Origin of the sequence: Shewanella sp. VB17 (assembly GCF_013248905.1) — a bacterium.
Lineage (GTDB): Bacteria > Pseudomonadota > Gammaproteobacteria > Enterobacterales > Shewanellaceae > Shewanella.
The window spans coordinates 2,899,106-2,917,782 of record NZ_JABRVS010000001.1; the positions used below are offsets into that span (position 1 = coordinate 2,899,106).

10 protein-coding genes are annotated in these 18,677 nt (G+C 41.4%); all 10 read left to right on the forward strand.

The features are described 5' to 3' along the window. Positions 1-8: 8 nt before the first annotated feature. The 10 genes from HQQ94_RS12420 (at position 9) to HQQ94_RS12465 (ending at position 18,675) form a co-directional block, all read left to right on the forward strand. Complete coding sequence (locus tag HQQ94_RS12420; protein WP_173294722.1) at positions 9-293, forward strand: YebG family protein; 285 nt, start codon at positions 9-11, stop codon at positions 291-293. A 404-nt stretch (positions 294-697) separates the two neighbouring features. After that, positions 698-1,342 carry an RNA chaperone ProQ gene (proQ, locus tag HQQ94_RS12425; RefSeq protein ID WP_173296630.1) on the forward strand — a complete coding sequence of 215 codons (645 nt, stop codon included), beginning with the start codon at positions 698-700 and terminating at the stop codon, positions 1,340-1,342. Between the two features lie 37 nt (positions 1,343-1,379). Next, complete coding sequence (gene prc / locus HQQ94_RS12430) at positions 1,380-3,446, forward strand: carboxy terminal-processing peptidase (protein WP_173294723.1); 2,067 nt, start codon at positions 1,380-1,382, stop codon at positions 3,444-3,446. A 95-nt stretch (positions 3,447-3,541) separates the two neighbouring features. After that, positions 3,542-6,103 (forward strand): aminopeptidase N, encoded by a 2,562-nt coding sequence (gene pepN / locus HQQ94_RS12435; protein WP_173294724.1) that lies wholly within the window; start codon positions 3,542-3,544, stop codon positions 6,101-6,103. A gap of 46 nt (positions 6,104-6,149) precedes the next feature. Further along, entirely contained in the window at positions 6,150-6,374 is a 225-nt protein-coding gene (locus HQQ94_RS12440; RefSeq protein WP_309247246.1) for a DUF2835 domain-containing protein, read from the forward strand. Positions 6,375-6,703: 329 nt separating this feature from the next. Next, positions 6,704-8,767, forward strand: coding sequence for a DUF1302 domain-containing protein (locus tag HQQ94_RS12445; protein WP_173294725.1), 2,064 nt, complete (start codon positions 6,704-6,706; stop codon positions 8,765-8,767). An 18-nt stretch (positions 8,768-8,785) separates the two neighbouring features. Then, on the forward strand, positions 8,786-10,150 hold the full coding sequence (locus tag HQQ94_RS12450; RefSeq protein WP_173294726.1) for a DUF1329 domain-containing protein: 1,365 nt from the start codon (positions 8,786-8,788) through the stop codon (positions 10,148-10,150). A 56-nt stretch (positions 10,151-10,206) separates the two neighbouring features. Beyond that, entirely contained in the window at positions 10,207-11,232 is a 1,026-nt protein-coding gene (locus tag HQQ94_RS12455) for a YCF48-related protein (RefSeq protein WP_254304052.1), read from the forward strand. Between the two features lie 16 nt (positions 11,233-11,248). Continuing rightward, positions 11,249-13,561, forward strand: a complete 2,313-nt coding sequence (locus tag HQQ94_RS12460; protein ID WP_173294727.1) for an RND family transporter — start codon at positions 11,249-11,251, stop codon at positions 13,559-13,561. A gap of 269 nt (positions 13,562-13,830) precedes the next feature. Beyond that, entirely contained in the window at positions 13,831-18,675 is a 4,845-nt protein-coding gene (locus HQQ94_RS12465) for an NAD-glutamate dehydrogenase (protein WP_173294728.1), read from the forward strand. The last annotated feature ends 2 nt before the right edge of the window (positions 18,676-18,677 follow it).

Sequence of the window (18,677 nt, forward strand, 5' to 3'; positions counted from 1 at the left end):
GAATAATTATGACGGTAATGACTAAATTTGTCGTAGTAAGAGAAGGGGTTGAGAAGATGACGTTTACATCTAAGAAGGAGGCGGATGCTTACGATAAAATGCTTGATATCGCTGATCTGCTGATGCCGTTTTTAACGGATTCAGCACTTGAACTCGAGGACACTATCTGCGAAAAATTAAGCTTCTATTTAGCTGAGCATAGAGAGCATCTAGCGAGTTTATTAAAAGGAGTGGTACCATCAGAGGTTAAATCGGTCAAAAAAATGGCCAAAAAGGTTGAACCTAAAAAATAGCGTGTAAGGATATTTATCAACGAATTTTAGGCTGATTTTAGATCGATTCACAAAAATAGATCAAATTAGTCTTGAAAATGGGATAAAAAACGTCGAAAGTGCGTTACTTGGTTAAACGATAAGCAATTATTCATAATTGGTGGTCGCAATCGTGCCAGTCACGCTTATAATAGGCGGTTGGAATGATGTGGATGTTAAATCTCTTTAATTCTTAGAATGAATGCTTGGCGTTTGTGAGTTGTAATTGCTAAGGTATGTCTGCTGCGTTTGTACTCTTTGTTTAATGGTTAACCATTGACTCGATATTAAATGCTATTGCGCCTGATGAATATAAACGACCCTTAATGGTGTATTCCTGTGAATATGCTTTGGATAGAGTCCCTTTTTAAACTGTGGAAGTAATGATGGAATCAACAGATAAGTTGACCGACACCAACGCAATTCTTGCGTATTTATATGAAACATTTCCTTTGTGCTTTATCGCCGAAGGTGAAACTAAGCCATTAAAGATTGGATTGTTTCAGGATTTGGCTGAAAGGTTAGCTGATGATTCTAAAGTCAGTAAAACTCAATTGAGAATTGCGTTAAGACGCTATACTAGCAGTTGGCGTTACCTTAAAGGTGTCAAAGCTGGTGCGCAACGTATTGACTTAAGTGGCCAGGAATGTGGAGCGTTAGAGCAAGAGCACATTGATCATGCTCAGTTGACGCTTAAAGAGAGTCAAGAAAAAGCCAAAGCAAAACGTATAGCCAAAGCGACAGCTGCAAAAGCAAGTGAAACTACTAGTACTAAGTCGGTTAAAAAAACGGCGCCAAAGCGCACTAAACCGATAGCTAAACCGACACTTAAACCAGCTAAAGAAGTGGCTCCAGCTGTTGAGTTAACACCAGCGGTATTAAATGAGCTAAAACAACATCAGCGCGTTAATGTCAAACTGGGTAAATTACCTGTTGCTGGTGTGATTGTTGATATTAAAAAAGAAGATGTTCAAGTGCAATTGGACTCAGGTTTGACGGTGAAAGTTCGCATTGAGCACATAATGCTGTAACACACTTAAATTTAATCTTAAAAGGAGTAACTTGTTGATGCGGAAAATACCCTTGGTTGTCTCAATCGCCAGTATTTTTGTCGGTTTTTCGTCGTGGGCGTTAACCCCATCAATTCCATTCAGCGAGTTACCCGCTTTAACACAGGAGCCACAACATAAAGTGGCTAGCAAGCGTGTTACCGATCTCTTCACTCGATCCCATTACCACCGATTTAAGCTTGATGATACGTTTTCTGTACACGTTTATGAGCGTTATCTAAAACAACTCGATTATCGACGTAATGTCATGCTGCAAAGCGACCTTGATACATTTATGGCGTATTCAAAGCAATTTGATGACATGCTTAAAAGTGGCGATTTAACCCCAGCTTATAAAATGTTTGAATTGGTGCAAAAGCGACGTTATGAACGGTTTTCTTATGCGTTGTCATTACTAGATAAAGAAATGGATTTTACACTCGCCAATGACAATTATCAGTATGATCGCGAAGAGGCTGCTTGGCCTAAAGATGAAGCCGAGGTGAATGAATTATGGCGTCAGCGTGTGAAATACGATGCATTAAATTTAGCGTTAACCGGAAAAACGTGGCAAGAAATTGTGCCTGTGCTTGAAAAGCGTTATAACAATGCGATTAAACGATTAAGTCAAACAAAAAGCGAAGATGTTTTTCAAGGCATGATGAATGCATTTTCTCGTAGCGTAGAACCTCATACTAGTTACCTATCTCCTCGTAACGCAGAACGTTTCCAAATGGAAATGAACCTAAGCCTTGAAGGCATTGGCGCCGTGTTACAGATGGATGACGATTACACAGTGATCAAAAGTTTAGTGGCTGGTGGTCCAGCTGCAACGAGTGCGAAATTATCTCCAGAAGATAAAATTGTTGGTGTAGGTCAAAATGGCAAAGAAGTCATTGATGTTATTGGCTGGCGCCTTGACGATGTGGTCGAATTAATCAAAGGCCCCAAAGGCAGTAAAGTCGTATTACAAATTTTACCTAAAAAAGGCGGTTCATCAGCTAAGCCTTTTGAAATTGTTATTGTTAGAGATAAAATCAGATTAGAAGATAGGGCTGCCACTTCCGAAGTGATTGAACCCAAAAAAGGACGATACGCTAATCGCAAAGTAGGTGTGATTCAGATCCCTGGCTTTTATATGGGGTTATCTGTTGATGTGTCTAAAGAACTGGCTAAATTGAAAGAAGCACAGGTTGAAGGGGTGATCATTGACCTTAGAGGTAATGGTGGTGGTGCCTTAACCGAAGCCACGTTATTAACGGGTTTGTTCATTGAACAAGGTCCAGTGGTTCAGATTAGAGATGCCAATGGTAAAGTTTCTCAAAATCGTGATAATGATGGCAAAGTAACTTATTCTGGCCCATTAAGTGTGATGGTTGATCGTTATAGTGCATCGGCTTCTGAGATTTTTGCTGCAGCCTTACAAGACTATGACCGTGCACTGATTGTAGGTGAATCAACGTTTGGTAAAGGCACTGTACAGCAGCATAAGAGCCTAGGCCGTATCTACGATATGTATGAAAAGCCTATTGGGCATGTTCAATATACAATAGCGAAATTTTACCGTATTAATGGTGGCAGTACTCAGCTTAAAGGAGTCACACCTGACATTGCTTTTCCTAGTGCGTTAGCACCTGGTGAATATGGTGAAGCTGAGGAAGACAATGCGCTACCTTGGGATAAAGTGCCTGTGGCGCAATACAGTACCTTGGGTGATGTTAATCCGAGTCTCATTACACATTTAGATGAGATGCATAAGGTGCGTATTAAACAAGATGTAGAATTTAGTTATATCTACCAAGATATTGCTGAATTCAAGGTACATCACAATGAGAAAACCATATCATTGGTTGAGAGCGAGCGGATTAATGAGCGTGAAGCCAATGATAAAAAGCAACTGGAACGTTTGAATAAACGTCGTGTCAGTCAAGGCTTTGCTGCGCTCAAGAGTTTAGACAACGATGATGAAGACACCTCAGATAAAGAGGATGAAGTTAAGACCCCTGATGCTTTTCTTGATGAAACCGTGAGTATTACGCTCGACTTGGTTGATATTGAACAAGTGGCCAAAAATACCATAAAATAACATTTATCACTCACATAGAAACGCGCTTATGGCGCGTTTTTTTATATCCACCCCCCTATAAATGCCCTCTAACATACAAAAATTAAGGTCGGAAAATGACAAAAATCAATGCGAAGTATCTTAAAGATTATCGAGCTCCAGCATTTACCATTACCCATATTGATTTAAATTTTGAGTTAGATGGGAAAAATACTCAAGTGATTGCGAAGAGTCAGTGTGTACGTCAAGACAAAGAGCAAACCAGCTTAGTGCTCAATGGTGATCAGCTGACGTTGTTATCGGTTAAGATCAATGGTAATGATGTTACCTACATTCAACATGCAACGAGTTTGATCATTGAGACTGCCTTGGTTGAGTTTGAATTAGAGATCATTACACAACTTGATCCTGAGGCCAACTTAAGCCTTGAAGGACTGTATATGTCTGATGGGGCCTATTGCACGCAGTGTGAAGCTGAAGGGTTTAGACGCATCACGTATTTCCTTGATAGACCCGATGTCCTTGCTGTCTATAGTGTTCGAATTGTTGCTGAAAAAGAGACTTTTCCTTATCTTTTGAGTAACGGTAATCTCGTTGAACAAGGGGATATCGAAGGTGGACGACACTTTGTACAATGGCAAGATCCTTTCCCTAAACCCGCTTATTTATTTGCCTTAGTGGCGGGTGATTTTGACCTGTTAGAAGATGAGTTTATCACCTGTAGTGAACGGCCCATTAAATTGCAGGTTTTCGTTGATAAAGGTAATCTAGATAAGTCACATCATGCGATGGCATCACTGAAAAAATCCATGGCGTGGGATGAATCTCGATTTGATCTTGAATATGATCTTGATATCTACATGATCGTTGCCGTTGATTTTTTTAACATGGGTGCGATGGAAAACAAGGGGCTAAATGTCTTCAACACTAAATATGTGTTAGCGGATACGAGTTCGGCTACCGATGTTGACTATCATGGTATTGAGTCTGTTGTGGGCCATGAATATTTTCATAATTGGACTGGTAATAGGGTAACTTGCCGTGATTGGTTCCAGTTAAGTCTTAAAGAAGGGTTAACCGTTTTTAGGGATCAAGAATTCAGCTCCGATCTTGGTTCTCGTGCTGTGAATCGTATTCATGCAATTAAAGTCATTAAAAACCAACAGTTTGCCGAAGATTCAGGCGCAATGTCACATCCTATTCGACCTGATTCTGTGATTGAGATGAATAATTTTTATACTGTCACCGTGTATAATAAAGGTGCAGAGGTGATTCGCATGATGCATACCTTGCTCGGTGAGTCCCGATTTCAAGCGGGTATGAAGCTTTATTTTAAACGTCATGATGGACAAGCTGTGACGTGTGATGATTTCATTGCTGCGATGCAAGATGCCAGTGGTGTTGATCTTCAACATTTCTCCTTGTGGTATAGCCAGTCAGGCACGCCCACTGTCAGTGTGACAGAGCAGTATGATGAAGTGAGTAAGTGCTATTCACTGGTGATTAAACAGCATACAAATGCGACTGCTGATCAACTTGATAAAGCCCCCTTGCATATTCCGTTCGATCTTGAACTTATTTCATCTGATGGTGAGACCATGTTAAGTGAAGTATTGGATGTTAAATTAGCTGATCAAACGTTTATTTTTAATGATCTCGATCATCAACCTATCCCATCACTATTGCAGAATTTCTCAGCACCAGTGAAGCTTGATTTTAATTATTCGGTTGAGCAATTGGTCCACTTAATGCGCTATGCAAGCAGTGAAGTAGCGCGGTGGGAAGCATCGGTTGCCTTGTTTAGCCAGTCAATTTGGAGCAATGTTGATAAGCTCGCAGCCAAACAAGCCATGCATGTTGATTGCAGGGTCGTGGATGCTTATCGCGGTGTACTGTTATCTGAAACCTTAGATCCGGCACTGGTGGCGGAGATCCTGACTTTACCCAGTGTTTCTGCGTTAATTGAGCAAGCTAGTGTTGTGGATCTCGATAGTTTGGTGATGGCGCGTGATTTCGTTATTGGGGAGCTAGCTTCAGGCTGTGAAGATGAATTATTGACGCGTTATCGCGAGCAAATCAATGTTGATAATGCCTCTGCCCGCTCGCTTAAAAATGCGTGTTTGCTATTGTTACAAAAAGTATCGATTTTGCATCAGGTCCATGCTCAATCTCAGTACGAAAATGCCACCAATATGACAGACAGTTTAGGTGCCTTACTTGCGCTTAATAGTGATGAGTCGCCTTTAAGAAGCGAACTGATGGCAGATTATGAGGATAAATGGTTAGTGACGCCACTGGTGATGGATAAGTGGCTAACCTTGCATGCGGCATGTGGATCTGACCAATGTTTAGAGAGACTGGAGAAGCTGACAGAGCATGCAGCATTTAGTTTTTCTAATCCTAATCGTGTCCGATCTTTAGTGGGGGCATTTACTGCTAATTTAGTTCAATTTCATCGATATGATGGTAAAGGGTATGAGTTTTTAACTGAAACCATCATTAAGTTAAATACGTCGAACCCGCAAGTGGCTGCGAGACTTATTACTCCATTAATACAGTTTAAGAAATTCGATATTCATCGACAAGGTTTGATAAAAAGTGCCTTAGAGCGGATTTTAGCATTGCCTGAACTGTCTACCGATCTGTACGAGAAAGTGTCTAAAGCCCTGGATTATTAGCCTAAGATAACATCACTTTGTAGTGGGTTATCTGTCAAATAATGATATGAATAAAATGATTTTTTATTTTTCACTTAATGTTAACTATCAAGATTTTGAGCGTTACTATCAAGGTCATGTTAATAAGGTTGAAGTGAGTGATAGCAAAGGAAAAAAACTGTGGATCCATTGTCGTCATTTTCGGCCTTTTGTCACGAGGGCTGGGATCCAAGGTCAGTTTAAATTGGAATTGAATAAAAATGGAGATTTATTGTCACTGATTAAAATCTAGTTGATTTTTATTAGAGTATTTACTTCAAACGACCGATTATATTTATTTCATGAATATAATCGGTCAATGCGACCCTATGTTATTGTTATTATTGATGTTTTATCTTTCTTCATCGATTAAACCCCTTCATTACTCCTCATTTTTAAATCAAACGTTTACATTTTCGATGTTATTTTTATTAAACTACTTAATATTTAAAACATTTTTATTACGTTTCGTGTTGCTCACTAGATGTAAATACTGTAACAATAGTGTTGCCTGTAGGCTGACTAGATGTTGGTTACCATTCCTATAACAAAAAATCCAACAGGTTACGGAGAAGAGCTAAAATGAAAAAGGTTATTAAGGGTTTTAATAAGTCGACGCTTGCTTTAGGGATCGTAGCGGCATTGAGCATGGGATCAACATCCATTGCCAATGCAGTCTCATTTAATTGGGGAGAGGTTGACGGTACATTTGATAGTACACTTTCAGCAGGCGCTAGCTGGCGAGTGGAAGGACGTGATTGGGACAACAACATCGGTAAGGTCAATCATCCCAGATTCGATTGGACAAATTATTCTGCATTCAACAATACCAAATATACCAACACTCAGATTTGGGCCCAGCCAGGTTCATATTCTAGTAATGGCGATTTAAGTGATCAGCTTTATTCTCAAGGAGATACAACAGCGGTTGTTTTTAAAGGTTTACATGAGTTGTCACTTAAATATGACAACTACGGTGTTTTTGCTCGCGGAATGTATTTTTTTGATCAAAAGGCCAATAATGGCAGCTATGGCTACCGTGATCCGATAACGGGCCAAGAATATGATCCTTGTTCGGACTCACAAGCATCTGAAGTTCAATGCAAAGATATACGCTTACTTGATGCATTTGTTTATGGTGACTTTGATTTTAATGAGGGGTCTAATCCATTGACGATTCGTGTCGGTCAACAGGTGATATCTTGGGGAGAAAGTACCTTAATTCCTCATGGTATTGGGGTGATTAACCCAGTGGACCTCAATATTCTTAATGCCCCAGGTGCTGAGCTTAAAGAAGCCTTTAGACCCCAAGGCATGGTTTGGGCATCGCTTGGCTTAACAGATAAACTTTCTGTTGAAGCGTTTTATCAATACGATTGGCAACCTATTTGGGTACCGACCCCCGGATCTTATTTTGCAACCAATGATTTTGCTGGTTACGGTGGTTATGGTCAAAATGCTCAGTTAGGGTTTAATGCCAACCCGGATATCAACTTGGCGTTCTTAGAGGCTGAGTATAATCAATTGCTGACGATGATAGCATCGGGGCAATTGAGTGGAGCACAGCAAGCTGGACTTGCACTGGCTTATCCAACAAAAGTGACCTTAATCCAAGATCAAGCGAGTGCTAGCGACTCTGGGCAATATGGTCTTAAGTTAGGGTATTATGCGCCTGAATTAGGTGAGACCGAGTTTGGCCTCTATTACATGAATTATCACAGTCGCAGACCATTAATTAGTGGCACGGTAGCCAACTTTACTGGTGATGCCATTGCTCGAGATTTGGTCCAACTTGGCGGTATTGCCGCCCGAGCTGGGGAGGTTAATCGTGAAGTCTTACTAGGGTTAGAGACCTTTTCTAAAGCACAGATTGTTTACCCAGAAGACATTCAATTATATGGGTTTAGTTTCAATACGTTAGTCGGTGACACTTCGGTTGCCGGTGAAATTGCTCACCGTCAAGATGAGCCTTTGCAAATTGATGATGTTGAATTGCTGTTTGCTGCCATGCCACAACAGTTGGCTAATGCTGGAGTACCAGATCTGATTGTTCGTCCTGAACTTGATGGTATTTCACAAATGGACACCATTGCGCCAGGTGAAACGGCACAAGGGTATATTTTACGTGATACCACTCAAGCACAGTTCACATTGACTCACTTATTTGGACCGACTTGGGGTACGAGCAATTTGGTGATGTTAGCCGAAGTGGGTGGTGTGTGGATCCATGACATGCCAGAGTTTGATGAATTGCGTTTAAATGGCCCTGGTACGGCGCGCTCTGGGGGTAACCCAGACATGCCTGGAGTGATCCAATTGACTCAAGATGGGGTTGAAAGCAATCCATTTCCTACGGATTTTGCTTGGGGCTACCGTTTAGTGGCTAAAGCGGAATATAACAATTTGTTTGCTGGGGTTAACATGTCACCAAGGGTTATTTTTTCCCATGATGTCGATGGGATCACGCCCGATCCTATGTTTCTGTTCACTGAAGGGAAAAAATCTGTCGCTGTCGGTGTGAACTTTGATTATCAGAGTCGTTGGGGAGCCGATTTCTCTTATAACAGCTTCTTTGGTGGTGTCGGGACGACTAATCAGATGTCTGACCGTGATTACGTGTCATTTAACATCAAATATTCAATTTAAATCACAAGGACAATAATAATGAATAAACTTGGGATATTGTCGACGGCTGTGATCGTTGCACTGAGTGCACCGAGTGCTATGGCAAAAGTGACGGATACTGAAGCTGCTAAGTTAGGCACCGAACTCACCCCTTTAGGGGGGATGAAAGCCGGGAATGCTGATGGCAGCATCCCTGCATGGGATGGTGGGATCACAGCAGCGATTGCAGGTTATAAAAAGGGGATGCATCACCCAGACCCTTTTCCGCAAGATAAAATTGAATTCACTATTACTAATGCTAACAAAGATAAGTACAAAGCACATTTAAGCCCCGGTCAAATGCGTTTATTTGCGCTTTATCCACAAACCTATAAGATGAATGTTTATCAGACGCGACGTACGGCTTCTGTACCACAATTTGTCTATGATGCGACCAAAGCCAATGCGACACGGGCTGAGCTGGTTTCAGAAGGTAACGGCATTAAAGGTGCCTCGATTGGTGTTCCTTTTCCTATCCCTGATAATGGTTTAGAGGTTATTTGGAACCATGTTTTGCGTTTTCGTGGCATTGATGTCGAAACTGCCCGAAGTCAAGCTGCCCCGACCGCTGGCGGCAGTTATACCTTAGTTGAAACGGCAGAAGAAATACGCTTTCAGTATTCTCGCCCAGAAATGACCCTCGACAAGTTGAAGGAAAGTAACACCTTGTTTTACTTTAAACAAGTGGTGACTCAGCCAGCACGTCATGCAGGTACTGCTTTACTGGTTAAAGAAACCATGGATCAAGAAGCCCTGCCGCGCCAAGCTTGGACGTATAACACAGGCCAACGTCGTGTTCGTAAGGCGCCTAATGTGGCATTTGACAGTCCAGGCTCTGTTTCTGATGGCCTAAGAACTACCGATGACTTTGATATGTTTAATGGCTCTCCTGTGCGATATAACTGGAAGTTGGTCGGTAAACAAGAGATCTATATTCCTTACAATGATTACAAATTACATTCAGATACATTGAAATATGATCAGATTATTCAACCCGGTCATATTAATCCTGATTTTGTACGTTGGGAGAAACATCGCGTTTGGGTAGTAAAAGCTGAACTTAAAGAGGGCATGCGCCATATCTATAAAACGCGGGTTTTTTATATTGATGAGGATTCTTGGCAAGTGTCGTTAGCCGATATATATGATAATCGTGATGAATTATATCGAGTCGCTGTTGCACATAGTATGAACTATTACGAAGTGCCGACGCATTGGACGACATTGGAAGTCTTTCATGATCTCCAATCTAGGCGCTATATCGCCATGGGACTGGATAATGAAGGTCGTATGTATAATTTTGATGCAAAATTGAATGAAGCTAACTTTACCCCAGCTGCTTTAAGAAGTGCAGGTATTCGTTAATTCTGTGACACAAAGGGGCACATAGATGGTGCCCCTCTATTTCTAAGGGAGTTTGTATGTTGTCTAGCATGCTTCGATTTATGTCTTTTTGGTTACTCATACCCAGTTTGCTTCCTTTATCGGTGATGGCTAATGGATCACAGAGCCTGAATCGTCAAATTCAGCCGTTAGCGATAAAATCCGTTATTGTTGATATTGCGGTTAAGGGTAACACCATGGTTGCCGTGGGTGAGCGTGGGCATGTCTTTGTATTTAACAATCAAGAAGTGTCTCAATGGCATCAAGTTGTGTCACCCACCGTCGCTCATTTAACCAAAGTCTTTTTTATTACGCCTCAAATTGGGTGGGCAGTTGGACATGATGCAACCATTATTCACACACGGGATGGCGGGCTGACTTGGCAATTACAAATGTCATCTCCTGAAGTTGAAAAGCCATTGCTTGATATACTTTTTTTCGATGAATTAAATGGTGTGGCCATTGGGGCATACGGTCTGTTCTATCGTACTAATAATGCCGGTAAGGATTGGATTGCCGAGTACCATGAAACACTCCTAGTGACAGAGGATGTGACTTATTTAGCGGAGTTAAAAGCCGAAGATGAAGCATTATACCTCAGCGAGCGAAGCATTCTTTTGCCTCATTTAAATCGTGTTATAGCAATGAAAGATGGGCGTGTGCTCATGGTGGGTGAGCTTGGATTGATGTCGGTATCCAAGGATCGTGGGCGTCATTGGCAAAAACTTGATGTTATCTATGAAGGCTCGTTGTTTAATGTGATCGAGTCAGAAGAGAGCGTTTATGTGATGGGATTACGTGGTCATCTTTTTCAAGCAGCACTGAATTTACGTCACTGGACTAAAATACCATTGCCCATCGATTCAACCATTCATGGCGTCATGTTGCAACACGGTGGTGGATTGCGGGTGGTGGGAAATGGGGGAGGGGTGTTGGATATCAATGCCAGTGGTGAAAGTGAATTGGTGATGCTACGCCAAGGTGAAAACTTGGTGTCAATAGCTGAAGATCCTCAGGGACATATTTGGATAGCAGGCACTAAAGGCCTCTTCGAACTCAAATAATAATAGGATCGTTAAGATGTTAGGTAAAATGGTTAATGGCTTCGAATCTTACTTATTTCGGCACAGGGTTTTTGTCATCTTCTTGTTTATGCTGGGAACTGTGTGCTTAGGTTTTCAAGCAAGTCATTTAAAGATGGACGCGGCATTTATTAAAAACATTCCGCTAAATCATAGTTATATGCAGACTTACTTAAAGCATCAAAAGCAGTTTGGGGGGGCAAATAGTATTATGGTCGCGGTAGAAGATACCAGCGGAGATATTTTTAACGACACCTTTTTTGAGGCATTGAAAAATGTCCATGATCAATTGTTCTTTATTCCTGGTGTCGACAGAGCGCAAGTTAAGTCTCTGTTTTCTCCTTCTACTCGTTTTACCGAAGTCGTCGAAGATGGCTTTGCTGGCGGGCCGGTTATTCCCGCTGATTTTTCAACGACACCCACGGGATTATCTGTTGTTCGAGGCAATATAGAAAAAGCGGGCATTGTAGGGCGTTTAATTGCTGAAGATTATTCTGCTGCCATGGTGTCAGCGCAACTGATGGATTTTGACCCTCAAACTGGTGAGCCACTTGATACTCTGGCGTTTGCTGAGCAGTTAGAGCAAGAGTTACGGACACAGTTTGAAAATGAGAATATCAAGATCCACATCATAGGCTTCGCTAAAATGGCGGGTGATGTGGCCGAAGGCGCTAAAGGTGTCATGCTCTTTTTCCTGATCGCGATTGTGATCACTGCTGTTATGGTTTACCTCTTTTCACAATCATTGATACTGACCTTTTTGCCTTTACTGTGCAGTTTGATTGCGGTTTTGTGGCAGCTTGGTCTGTTGACGGTCGTTGGTTTTGGACTGGACCCAATGTCTATTTTGATCCCATTTTTGGTGTTTGCGATTGGGGTGAGCCATAGCGTACAAATGATCAATACTGTCAGTCGCAAAGTGACGGCAGGGGAGTCGACAAAATCTGCAGCAGCATCAGCTTTTCGCAGTTTAATTATTCCCGGTGGTATTGCTTTATTATCCGATACAGTAGGCTTTTTGACATTACTGACCATAGATATCGGTATTATTCGTGAGTTAGCCATTTCAGCTTCTTTAGGTGTGGGGGTGATCATTTTGACTAACTTGATTTTATTACCTTTACTGATTTCATTTACACATGTGTCGGTATCCAATACTGGGTATGGTTCATCAAACAGCCAGGTGAATAAGTTATGGAGAAAGCTGTCACTTTTTGCTACCCCCAAGTATGCGATATGGGTACTGATGATCACCACGGTGCTTTATGGTTTAGGGATGCAGCAAGCGAGTTTGATGAAAGTTGGCGATCTTCAAGGCGGTGCACCAGCGCTACACCTTGATTCAAGGTATAACCAAGATACCTTTTATATCACAGAGAAGTTTTCGATTACTACCGATGTCATGACAGTCATTGTCGAAGCATTTCCTGAAGCCTGCACATATCATTCTGTTCTTAATCAGATAGATCAGTTCGAGTGGATGATGGGGAATACTTCTGGAGTGAAAGCCACTGCGAGTCTGGCTTCGGTGGCAAAAAGGATTAATGCCGGTTTTAATGAGGGAAATCCTAAATGGCAAATGCTCCCTAGAACAACGGCGAGTTTGGTTCAAGCCGTAGGCCGTGTGCCTACAACTTCAGGTTTGCTGAATGGTAATTGCTCAGTGATGCCTGTTTATCTTTTTTTAAACGATCATAAAGCAGAAACCATAGAGATGGTGATTGGTAAGGTTAAGGCGCTGTCAGCTGAAATGGATAATGATAAAATCCAGTTCAAACTAGCGTCAGGCCCTGCTGGAGTTATGGCGGCAACAAATGAGGCCGTAGCGGAAGCTCAATTGCCAATGATGCTTTATGTTTATGGTGCGGTTTTTGTACTCTGTCTGATAAGCTTTAGATCATTAAGAGCGACGATTGCGGTTATTTTACCTCTTTATGTTGTATCAACCTTAGCGCAAGCCTTGATGACTCAGCTTGATATTGGTTTGGCGGTGAGTACATTGCCTGTGATTGCATTAGGGGTTGGTATTGGCGTGGATTACGGTATCTATATTTTGTCGACAATGGCGGTCAAATTAAGAGAGGGAATGCACATACAAGATGCGTATTATGAGGCGTTGGTTGAGCGAGGTAGTGCGGTCATATTTACTGGCCTTACACTGGCCATTGGTGTGAGTACCTGGTTTTTCTCTGCATTAAAATTTCAAATGGACATGGGGATTTTACTCACATTTATGTTTTTAGTGAATATGTTGGGTGCGATAATTATTTTACCTGCAATAGCAGCATTTTTTTGGAGAAAAGGTCGTTAGGGCCGCATAAACAGGGGCTTTAAGCTCCTTTTTTGCTTTATAACCTTTGAATAGTTACGCTTAAATGTCGATTGTTTGTTCATCTAAATGGCTAAAAGATTGCTATTACTGGTTTTGTTGAGGATCTACCACTAAAATAACACTCGAAAAGTGACAGATTTAGTAATAGACTTCGCCCATGGCCTAGGTCACATTATTCGAACCGGTCATTTGTAAAAGCAGCATCCCAAAAAATATAAAGCACTGCCAGACCCTAAGGAAACAGCAACATGGCCTTGAAAGATGCAATGCCTTCGGTACTACTAGAAAATGTAGTTAACCTTATTCACTCTAAAGTTCCTAACGCACAAGCAAAGCAGGTAGAGCAATTTGCCAATTGTCTCTATGCTCACATGTCTAAAGATGATCTTAAATCCCGTAATGACAGTGATCTTTATGGGGCAGTATTAAGCTTGTGGAATGCGGCAAATCTTACACCGAAAGATGGATCACATATTCGGGTTTTTAACCCCAGTCAATCGAAGCATGGTTGGCAATCGACGCATTCAATTATTGAAGTTATCCAACCTGATATGCCTTTTTTAGTTGATTCAATAAGCATGGCATTAAATCGGTTGGGGATCACAGCACACATGATCTTGCATACCCCTCTCGCAATAAAGCGATCTAAAGAGGGAATTAGTCAGGTTCGTTATGCTGATAATACCGGTGATAAATTAGAAACTGTCGCTGTTTTTCTGATTGAGATAGACAGGCAAAGTTCAAATAAAGATATCAAAGAACTCGCTAAAGAAATTGAATCAGTATTAGGTGATGTTTCAGCCTCTGTCAGTGATTGGGGGGCGATGTCAGACAAGTTGAGTTCAACCATTAGTGAACTCGCTACTCGTCCATATCCAGGCGAGAAACAAGAATTAGCAGAAGCGACAAATTTCCTTAATTATTTGAGTGATCACCATTTCACTTTATTGGGTTACCGTCGTTATGACTTACGCAAGGTGTCGGGTGACTTAGAGCTTGTCCCTGATACATCAAGCAGCTTAGGTTTGATGAATATAGCAGGTAAATCACAACTTGAAACAGGACTGTTACTGTCTAACTTTTCTGATAGCGCCCGTAGAGAAGCACTCGATGCTAGCCTATTAGTATTGACCAAAAGTAGTGAAAAAAGCCGAATTCATCGCCCAGCGTATGTTGATTATGTCGGTGTTAAGCGCTTTGATAAGCAAGGTAATGTTATTGGAGAAGATAGGTTTTTAGGTCTGTATGCTTCTAACTTATATAATCGAAGCCCACGTGAAATTCCGTTGTTATCCGAGAAAGTGCAACGTGTATTAGATCGCTCAAACCTCATCCCCCGCTCCCATGATTATAAAGCCTTAATGCACATTCTAGAAACCCTACCACGTGATGAGCTTATTCAAGGGAATGTAGAGCAACTAGCCAGCGTCGCACATGGCGTGCTTGAAATGCAAGACCGCGATAAATTAAAATTATTTGTGCGTAAAGATGGTTTCGGTCGATTCCTTTCTTGCCTTGTTTACGTGGCGAAAGATAGATATAACACTAAGCTACGTGAAGATACTCAACGTATTTTAGCTCAGCATTTTAAGACGGATACTGATGTTGAATTTACAACTTATTTCTCTGAATCGACATTGGCGCGTACGCATTATATCGTTAAAGTCGATAATAATAATATGGAGGTAGATGTGGCCGCCATTGAAAACAATTTAGCCGAAGCTGCACGCTCGTGGGATGATAAACTAAACGATGCCTTAAACATTACACAGGGCGAAGAGTCTGGCACCAGTTTATCGAAACGCTATATTGATGCTTTTCCACGTAGTTATAAAGAAGATGTATTACCGAGTTCTGCCGTAGTAGATATTCAGCATCTTGAAGCTTTGGATGACAGTCATAAATTGGGGATGTTGTTTTATCAACCTCAAGAAACGGCACAGAATAACAGTAAAGTACGCTTAAAACTCTTTCATAAAGATGAGCCTATTCATCTTTCAGATGTACTGCCTATGCTGGAAAACTTTGGGCTACGGGTCATCAATGAAAGGCCTTATGAATTAGAAACGCTAGGCAATAACACCTACTGGATTTTAGATTTCTTGATGACAATTCAAGGAACATTGACAGAAAACATTGCTGACAGTCAGGTTCGCTTTCAGACGGCATTAGCCAATGTTTGGGATAAAAAACTCGAAGATGATGGTTTTAACCGTTTAGTACTAGCAACAAGTTTGGGTGGGCGTGAATTATCAATATTACGTGCTTACGCTAAATACATGCGTCAGATAGATGCCACCTTTAGCCAAGCCTATATTGAAGAGACGTTTACTTCCTATCCGCAAATTGCTGAGCTGCTGGTTAAAATGTTTATTCGTAAATTTAACCCTAAGCTTAAAACCCGAACCTTAACCAAGTTTGTAGAACAAATTGATCTGTGTTTAGAAGATGTATCCAGTTTGGATGATGACCGGATTATTCGCCGTTATTTAGATCTTATTAATGCCACATTAAGAACGAATTTTTACCAGCTTGCCGAAGACGGGAGTGAGAAAGAGTACATTTCTTTTAAATTCTCACCTGAAAAAATTCCTGAGATGCCACGTCCCTTACCTAAGTTTGAAATTTTTGTGTATTCACCAAGGGTTGAGGGCGTCCATTTACGGGGCGGCAAAGTGGCTCGAGGCGGTTTACGTTGGTCAGACCGTCGTGAGGATTTCCGTACTGAAGTGCTAGGATTAGTAAAAGCGCAACAAGTTAAAAATACGGTGATTGTGCCTGTTGGGGCTAAAGGTGGTTTTGTTTGTAAGCAGCTGCCCACAGATGGCGATCGTGAAGCATTCTTTACCGAAGGCAAGGAGTGTTATCGTATTTTTATTCGTGCGTTGTTAGATATCTCTGACAATATTATTAATGGTGAAGTTGTTCCACCATGTAATGTTGTTCGCCATGATGAAGATGATCCTTATTTAGTTGTTGCTGCAGATAAAGGCACGGCAACTTTTTCAGATATTGCGAATGCTATCTCTGAAGAATATAACTTCTGGCTGGGTGATGCATTCGCATCCGGTGGCAGTAATGGCTATGATCACAAGAAAATGGGCATTACTGCTCGCGGAGCTTGGGAATCCGTTAAACGCCATTTCCGTGAGATGGGAATTGATTGTCAAAAAACGGATTTTACCTGTTTAGCCATTGGCGATATGGCCGGTGATGTATTTGGTAATGGCATGTTGTTGTCGGAACATACTCGACTGGTAACAGCATTTAATCACATGCATATTTTTATCGACCCTACCCCTGATGTTGCAGCAAGCTATAAAGAGCGTGCTCGTTTGTTTGAGCTACCTCGTTCTAGTTGGGAAGATTACGACAAAAGTTTGATCTCTAAAGGTGGTGGTGTCTTTATGCGATCGGCTAAGTCGATCACTTTGACACCTGAAATTAAGAAGATGCTCAATACTAAAAAAGCATCGATGACACCGACAGAGCTGCTCAAAGAGCTTCTCAAAATGCAGGTCGATCTGATTTGGAATGGTGGAATTGGTACGTATATTAAAGCGAGCAGCGAAACGCATGCTGAAGTCGGAGATCGTGCCAATGATACCCTTCGTGTCAATGGTCATGAGGTTCAAGCTAGGGTTATCGGCGAAGGTGGCAATTTAGGTTGTACTCAACTTGGACGCATTGAATATGCGGCTAATGGCGGTCGAATGAATACCGATTTTGTTGATAATGTCGGTGGCGTGGATTGTTCTGATAATGAAGTTAACATCAAAATTTTACTGAATGCATTGGTAGCAGATGGTGAGATGACGTTAAAACAACGTAATCGCTTGCTTGTTGATATGACTGATGAAGTGGGTCGTATCGTGATTCAAGATTGTAAAGATCAAACCCGCACAATTTCAGTGACTCAGGTTCGTGGTGCAGAGCAGTTAAAAGAGCAGATCCGCTTTATTCACTATCTTGAGAAAGAAGGCAATCTTGATCGTGCTCTTGAGTTCTTACCGACAGAAGATGAGCTTACTGAGCGTTTGGCCAATGGTAAACCACTCACTCGACCTGAATTATCAGTATTAGTAGCATATGCAAAAATGGTGTTAAAGGAACAGTTATTAACCCCTGAAATCACAGATGATCCATTTTTAAGTCAATTGTTGGTTAATTATTTCCCCAAACAATTACAAGAGAAATACAGTGATCGTATGGTTGCTCACCCTCTTAGAGCTGAGATCATTGCCACTTCACTTGCAAATCAACTGGTTAATGATTTAGGGCTTAATTTTGTCCAACGTATGAAAGAAGAAACGGGGGCGTCAGTTGCTGAAGCTGCTATTTGTTACACCATGGCCCGAGAAGTGTTTGGTTTAACAGATTTAACGAAACAGATCACCTCTCTTAATGGCATTATTCCTGCGGTTGTAAAAGGTGAAATGTTACATCAAATTCGCCGGAATATGCGCCGTGCATGTCGTTGGTTCTTACGCCACAGAAACCGTGGTCAAAGTATCCTACAAACGGTTGAGTTTTTTACACCGGTATTTGTCGATCTTAAAGCCAATGTACACAGCTACATGGTTAAAGAAGAAGTTGATGCGATTCATCTTGAAATTGCTGCGTTAGTTAAGGAAGGGGTGACAGAAGACATTGCCATTAATGTTGTGGATATGAGTACCTTATTTTCAGCATTAGACATTGCACAAATAGCCGAGATTGAAACTAAGCCTGTGGCACTTGTCGCTCAAACCTATTTTAAGTTAGGCGCAAAAGTCGATTTACACTGGTTCTTAGATCAGATCACCGCACAGCCAGTTGCCAACCATTGGCAAGCATTGGCAAGAGCGGCGTTTAGAGAAGAGTTGGATTGGCAGCAGCGTTCACTGAGTTCAGTTGTGCTTCGAACATGCACAGAAATGTGTGATGCAGATAGTATTATTGCTCAGTGGATAGAGACTAACGAAGGCCTGTTAGGGCGATGGTTCCAAATGTTGGCAGACTTTAAAATATCAAAAAGTCATGAGTTTGCAAAGTTCTCGGTTGCATTACGTGAACTTAATTTGATGATCCTTAATTGCGAAGGTCAAAAGTAAAT

What these genes read in the sequence shown, in the direction of transcription:
- HQQ94_RS12420 (WP_173294722.1), top strand. Translation starts at nt 9, where the DNA reads ATGACGGTAATGACTAAATTTGTCGTAGTAAGAGAAGGGGTTGAGAAG.
- HQQ94_RS12445 (WP_173294725.1), top strand. Translation starts at nt 6,704, where the DNA reads ATGAAAAAGGTTATTAAGGGTTTTAATAAGTCGACGCTTGCTTTAGGG.
- HQQ94_RS12440 (WP_309247246.1), top strand. Translation starts at nt 6,150, where the DNA reads ATGAATAAAATGATTTTTTATTTTTCACTTAATGTTAACTATCAAGAT.
- pepN (WP_173294724.1), top strand. Translation starts at nt 3,542, where the DNA reads ATGACAAAAATCAATGCGAAGTATCTTAAAGATTATCGAGCTCCAGCA.
- HQQ94_RS12450 (WP_173294726.1), top strand. Translation starts at nt 8,786, where the DNA reads ATGAATAAACTTGGGATATTGTCGACGGCTGTGATCGTTGCACTGAGT.
- HQQ94_RS12455 (WP_254304052.1), top strand. Translation starts at nt 10,207, where the DNA reads ATGTTGTCTAGCATGCTTCGATTTATGTCTTTTTGGTTACTCATACCC.
- HQQ94_RS12465 (WP_173294728.1), top strand. Translation starts at nt 13,831, where the DNA reads ATGGCCTTGAAAGATGCAATGCCTTCGGTACTACTAGAAAATGTAGTT.
- proQ (WP_173296630.1), top strand. Translation starts at nt 698, where the DNA reads ATGGAATCAACAGATAAGTTGACCGACACCAACGCAATTCTTGCGTAT.
- HQQ94_RS12460 (WP_173294727.1), top strand. Translation starts at nt 11,249, where the DNA reads ATGTTAGGTAAAATGGTTAATGGCTTCGAATCTTACTTATTTCGGCAC.
- prc (WP_173294723.1), top strand. Translation starts at nt 1,380, where the DNA reads ATGCGGAAAATACCCTTGGTTGTCTCAATCGCCAGTATTTTTGTCGGT.